The organism is uncultured Campylobacter sp. (assembly GCF_937949835.1).
Lineage (GTDB): Bacteria > Campylobacterota > Campylobacteria > Campylobacterales > Campylobacteraceae > Campylobacter_B.
In genome coordinates, this window is the sequence record NZ_CALEDC010000195.1 from 1 (window position 1) to 5,268 (window position 5,268).

The 5,268-nt window shown below is 49.9% G+C and carries 5 protein-coding genes; 1 reads left to right on the forward strand and 4 read right to left on the reverse strand.

Going from position 1 to position 5,268, the window contains the following annotated elements; translation table 11 throughout:
- Positions 1-146: 146 nt before the first annotated feature.
- From dxr to Q0256_RS04410, 4 genes are read right to left on the reverse strand one after another with little or no spacing between them, the layout of a single operon-like run.
- Entirely contained in the window at positions 147-1,247 is a 1,101-nt protein-coding gene (gene dxr / locus Q0256_RS04395; protein WP_297960397.1) for a 1-deoxy-D-xylulose-5-phosphate reductoisomerase, read from the reverse strand.
- The gene (locus Q0256_RS04400) at positions 1,241-2,005 is read right to left on the reverse strand and encodes a phosphatidate cytidylyltransferase (RefSeq protein ID WP_005872778.1); all 765 of its coding nucleotides are present in this window, start codon (positions 2,003-2,005) and stop codon (positions 1,241-1,243) included. The genes dxr and Q0256_RS04400 overlap by 7 nt, the downstream gene beginning before the upstream one ends.
- A gap of 49 nt (positions 2,006-2,054) precedes the next feature.
- Positions 2,055-3,377: an NFACT RNA binding domain-containing protein gene (locus Q0256_RS04405; RefSeq protein WP_297960401.1), complete on the reverse strand. Its 1,323-nt coding sequence runs from the start codon at positions 3,375-3,377 to the stop codon at positions 2,055-2,057.
- A 5-nt stretch (positions 3,378-3,382) separates the two neighbouring features.
- The gene (locus tag Q0256_RS04410) at positions 3,383-3,907 is read right to left on the reverse strand and encodes a nitroreductase family protein (protein ID WP_297960403.1); all 525 of its coding nucleotides are present in this window, start codon (positions 3,905-3,907) and stop codon (positions 3,383-3,385) included.
- A 97-nt stretch (positions 3,908-4,004) separates the two neighbouring features.
- Here Q0256_RS04410 and Q0256_RS04415 point away from each other — a divergent pair.
- Positions 4,005-5,268: 3-isopropylmalate dehydratase large subunit (locus tag Q0256_RS04415; RefSeq protein WP_297960406.1), on the forward strand; the 1,264-nt coding region annotated here is incomplete at its 3' end.

Sequence of the window (5,268 nt, forward strand, 5' to 3'; positions counted from 1 at the left end):
TTTTATGCGGCTTTGCAGCAGCTTGCGGCGCTCTTTTTCCAAATTTACGATAGTTTGTACGTCTAACAATTTTTGATCCTAAATTTCACCGCTTGCGGCAAGATAGCCCAAATTTAACCTCTAAATTTAAGCAGACAAAGCTAGGCTTAAAGCTTGCCGTCAAATTTCAGCAGCTCGTTTGCATACGCTCGCACGCTCGCATCCACCGCCGCAAGCGCATCCGCATCCGTTACGCTAGGCGAGTTAAATTTCTCCGCGCACTTTAGCACGACGCGCGCAATGTCGGTGAAGCGGCACCGCTGCTGCAAAAACGCATTTACGCCCGCTTCGTTTGCGGCGTTGATGACAACGCCTAGATCGGGGTTTGCTAACAGCGCGTCTTTGAGGGTAAAGATTTGAAATTTCATCTCGTCGATCGGCTTAAATTCTATAGGTCGCAAAGCGCACAGATCCACGGGCGCGGTGATCTGCTCCCGTACGTCGCCGCTAAACATCGCGTGCGCGATGGCTAGGCGCATATCGGTCCTGCTAATGTGCGCCGTCGTAGAGCCGTCGGCAAATTCGACTAGCGCGTGGATCTGCGAGGTGCGCTCGATAAGCGCATCGATCTCGCGCGTGCCGTAGAGCCAAAACGCCTCGATCACCTCAAAAAGCTTATTCGCCATCGTGGCGCTGTCGATCGTGATCTTCGCGCCCATCTTCCAGTTGGGGTGCTTGAGGGCGTTTTGCGGCGTGAGCGAGCCCAGCTGCGTTAGCGGCACGTCGTAAAACGCGCCGCCGCTAGCCGTGATGATTAGGCGCGAAACGGGGATTTTGGCATTGCTGAGCAAAAATTTCAGCCCGAAATGCTCGCTGTCGATCGGGTAAATTTTATCCGTTTGCAGAAATTTCCCGCCGACGACCAGGCTTTCTTTGTTGGCGAGACACAGTCTCTTTCCGAGCTCTTGGGTCTTTAAGCTCGGCATCATGCCTGCAAAACCTACGAGAGCGTTTACCACGGTCATGCTTTTGCACTCCGCAAGCATCTGTAAAATTCCATCCGCGCCGCAAAATACGCGCTTGTGATCTACCTCGCTTTTTTGCTGCGCGTCCGCGATACAGACGAGCTTTGGGTGAAATTTTGCGATCTGTTCGTTTAAAAGCTTGATATTGCGCCCGCAGCTAAGCGCTTCGATCATACTGCCGCTGCGCGCGGCTACGTCTAGGGTGTTTGTGCCGATAGAGCCCGTAGAGCCTAAAACTACCATGAATAGACTATCGCCATCGCGATCGCGCCGAACATATAGCCGTCGATGCGGTCTAAGATCCCGCCGTGTCCCGGAAAGAGCGCGCCGCTATCTTTAAGACCCGCCGCGCGTTTTAGGTAGCTCTCAAACAGATCGCCAAACACGCCAAAAATTGCTATGATGATGGTTTTTCCTAAAATTTCAAGCGGCGGCATATTAGTAAAGATGCGCGCATAAATGAGGCTAACGATAAGCGCGAGCGCAAGACCACCTAGCACGCCTTCTACGGTTTTATTCGGCGAGCTAGCGCTTAGCGGAGTTTTGCCAAAGGCTCTTCCGATAAAATATGCGCCGCTATCGCTAGCTACGATAATAAAGATCAGCCAAACGAAGTGAAAAACTTCCCCGAAATCATCGTAAGCCGCCCACATAAAAAATATCGGCGCAACGGGATAGATAAAAGGAAGCGTGATCTTTAGGCTAGGGCCCTTAGTAAAGGCTACGACAGAGGCGACGCATAGGATCATTAGGATGCTAACTTTTAGCGCCGAGACGAAGGGCTCATCGGTCTGCGTAAATGGTAGCAGCGCAAAAAACGCGATCGCCAGCGCGAGCCACTTTTTGCTAGTTTCCTCCAGACCCCATAATTTGAGGCTTTCAAAAAACGCAAGCACGAGTATCAGCGCAAATACGGCGAAATTTAGCCACCTGGCGTTTATGAGAATTAGAGCTAAAAATACGGCGAGTAAAATGCTTGCCGTGATTATTCTTTGCTTCATAGAATTTCCTTGGAATTTATTTTGAATAATTATACTGCAAGCTCGCTTATTACGGCTTTAAAACGCTGATTGTTTTAAAATTTACGTAGTTTACGAAAGCACCTTCGTTGATTTTGACATTTTGACGTTTGGTGTAATCGACGAGATATTTTCCGCTGCCGCTTGCACTGAAGCTCACGCAAATTTTAGCGGCGAATTCGATCACCTCTTCGCTTAGACTTTGCTTATTTGTCTTTACGATGACGTGTGCGCTTGGAATATCCTTAAGATGAAACCAATAGTCGGATTTGGAGCTATTTTTTAGTAAGAACTCATTGCCTTTTTCGTTTTTACCGACGCTGATTTTAAAATCCCCTAGATAAAAGTTCGCTACATATTCGCTATTTTTTTCCTTGCTTTTTTGCTTAATTTGCGTGCGCTTAGGCATTAGAATTTCGATCTCGTGTGCGTCCTGTGCAGCAAGGACGAGTGATTTTAAATTCTCATAAAACGCGAGTTTCTCCTTTAAATTTTGCTCTTCGATATGGATATTAGCAGCCTTTTGGCGCAGACGCTTTGCCTCGGAGTAAAGCTCGCCCAAAGCGGCGCTTGCAGGCTTTTGCAGTTTAAATTCTACCGCTTCGGCATCTTCTTTTTGCAGCGTAAATTCTCGCGCGCTGGTTGGAATTTTATAGATATTTTCTTTTAGCAAGGCAGCTTTCGCACCTAAAAGCTCGGCGCTTCGCAGTAGTTCAGCGCTGCTTTGCAAAGAGCCTAAAGCCTCGCGCACCGAGTCTAGCTTTTTATTTAGCGCCGTGATTTTTGCGGATTTGAGCGAGTTTAAGCGATCCGCATTTAGCGCGTTAAATTCCGCGCGAAAAAATGCTCTAAAGTCCGAAATTTTTGGCACGGAGGCTTCTTTAATATTTGCAGGCGGTAGATGACGGAGTTTTCTTCCTACCTTGATCTGTCTAAATTCCGTCTCGAAGTGTCGCAGCGCCTCTAAAATCACATCATTTTCGTCGGTGATTATTACGTTTGTAAAACGCCCGGTAAATTCGAAGTAGATATTTGAGCCTTGGGTTTTGTAGCTTGCGTTTTGGCTTACGCTAAGACATAGAATTCTATTATTTTCTGGCACGCTAACGGAAGTGATGCGCGATTTTACGAAGCGCTTGGCAAGTAGCACATCAAAGGGCGCCGCGTAAACCTTACCTTCGGTAAAAGCGTCATTTTCGTGGATATTGCAGCCTGATTTATTCATATCGAAAAACAGCGTCTCGTCGCCGTCGAAGCAAATTTTAAAAAGATTATCGCCCGTGCGTTTTATGTGCGAGATAAATTTTTTGCCTTGCAGATACTCGCAAATTTGAATTAAGTTTTGATACTTCATACGCGTTAAAATTTCTCTTTGTGGATTTTGGCTAAATTTAACTTCTGCAGATCGTGCGGGCTCGGGCGCTGTTGCGGTACGCCGAGGGCTAGTATCGCTTCTGCTTTGAAATTTAGCGGAAAGCCCAGCGCCTCGCGCAAAAACTCCTCGCAGCTGCGTCCGTCCGCGGCGGCGCGCAGCCTTACCTGCACCCAACAGCTGCCGAGATTTAGTGCGCTTGCGGCAAGGTGCATGTAGCCTAGCGCTACCGAGCAGTCCTCAATCCAGACGTCCTGCTTCTGCTCATCTGCGATCACGACGATCGCGGCCGCGGCCTGTTTTAGCATATCCGCTCCGCTGCTGCGGCACGCGCTTAGTCGCTCAAGCATCCGTTTGTCGCGCACGAGGATGAACTCCCACGGGCGGCGTGCATGCCCCGACGGCGCAAGCAAGCCCGCTTTTAAAATTTTATCCAGCGCCTCATCCTCAAGCGGCGTATCCGTATATTTTCTTACGCTTCTGCGGTTTGCAAAAATATCTAAAATTTCCATCGTCTCGCTCCTTGCGGCTCAATTATACATAAAATTGCAAAAATTTATGATTTTTTAGCTAAAATCGCGCAAATTTAACCGATATGAAGGAGATTTTATGAAGCAGACGATCACGGAGAAAATTTTTAGCGAGCACGTGGGCGAGGCGGTTTTTGCGGGGCAGATCATCGAAAGCGCCATAGATATGGTCATCGGCAACGACATCACGACGCCCATTTCGATCAAGCAGTTCGAGCTTAGCGGCGCAAAAAAGCTCGCCAACCCGGACGGCTTTGCGATCGTGATGGATCACTACATCCCCACGAAGGACATTTTAAGCGCAAATCAAGCTAAAATTTCACGCGAGTTTGCTTACAAGCACGATTTAAAAAACTATTTCGACGAAAAGGATATGGGTATCGAGCACGCGCTGATGCCTGAAAAGGGACTCGTAGTGCCCGGCGACGTCATCATCGGCGCGGACAGCCACACCTGTACCCACGGCGCGCTTGGGGCCTTTGCGACGGGCATGGGCAGCACCGATCTAGCTTTTGCGATGATAACGGGCAAGAATTGGTTCAAAGTACCGCCTACGATCAAAGTGATCTTTTGCGGCAAGCCTGCACCGCACATCTACGGCAAGGATCTGATCCTAGAAGTTATCCGCCTCATCGGCGTGGACGGCGCGCGCTATAAGGCTTTGGAGTTCTGCGGCGATGCGCTGGAGTATCTGGATATGGATAGCAGATTTTCGCTTTGCAATATGGCGATCGAAGCGGGCGGCAAGAGCGGTATCGTCGCGGTCGACGAGATCACGAAGGAATTTTTGGCGGATAAAAATTTGCGCGCCGAGCCAAAATTTCACTACTCCGACGAGGGCGCGAACTATGAGCAAATTTTGCAGATCGACGTAAGCAAGCTTGATCCGGTGATTGCGTATCCGTTTCTGCCTAGCAACGGCAAGAGCGTGCGCGAGGCGGTGCGCGATGATATCGCCGTCGATCAGGTCTTTATCGGCAGCTGCACCAACGGCAGGCTCTCCGATCTGCGGATCGCTGCGCAAATTTTAAAAGGTCGCAAGGTCGCGCGCAAAACCCGCCTCATCATCACGCCTGCGACGCAAAAAATCGCTCTAGCCGCGCAAAAAGAGGGGCTGTGGGATATTTTCGTAGAAGCGGGCGCAGTCGTGAGCAACCCGACCTGCGGCGCGTGCCTGGGCGGATATATGGGGATTTTGGGCGTGGGCGAGCGCTGCGTAAGCACGACCAATCGAAATTTCGTCGGCCGCATGGGCGATCGCAGCAGCGAAGTATATCTGGCAAACTCCGCCGTCGCCGCAGCTAGCGCCGTCGCAGGAAAGATCGCCGATCCAAGGGATTTGT